This window comes from Paenibacillus tritici, assembly GCF_013204885.1.
Classification (GTDB): Bacteria; Bacillota; Bacilli; order Paenibacillales; family Paenibacillaceae; genus Paenibacillus_AQ; species Paenibacillus_AQ tritici.
On sequence record NZ_JABMKX010000051.1, the window covers coordinates 1 to 502 of the forward strand.

Genomic DNA, 502 nt, shown 5'->3' on the forward strand with positions numbered 1-502 from the left:
CAGCCAAAAACTGAAGCACGGCGGTAAATACCGTTTCAAGGACATTCTTCATCCGCTGGGAACGGAAGCGATTCAGCGTACGAAAGTCAGGTCGCTGCCGTCCGGCTAGCCACATGAAGGGGATGCTCTCACGCACCGCTTTGGCGATTTGACGGGAGGAATAGATGCGTTGGGTGTAGGCGTAGATCATGACTTTAGTAAGCATTTTGGGATGGTAGCTGTCGCGGCCGCCGCCAGGATAAGCAGCGTCAAAGATGGAGTCGTCCAGCCGATTCACAGCGGTGTTAACGACACGAGCGAGGTGGTTCGAAGGAATATCTTCTTCGAGATCCATTGGCAAGCAAAGTTGGTCCATGGTATATTGAATGTACAAAGAAACCCCTCCTTTGAAATGGTTGTGTGGTAACTCCATTTTAACAAAAGAGAGGTTTCTTTTTTTGCGTTTTTATAAATATTGTCGTCCATTTTCCGCTTAAACAGCGGAGAGAACGGAACGATTGTG

At 48.4% G+C, this 502-nt stretch carries 1 protein-coding gene; it reads right to left on the reverse strand.

From position 1 onward, the window contains the following. Positions 1 to 373: transposase (locus HQN87_RS32000; protein ID WP_173141389.1), on the reverse strand; the 373-nt coding region annotated here is incomplete at its 3' end. Positions 374 to 502: the final 129 nt, after the last annotated feature.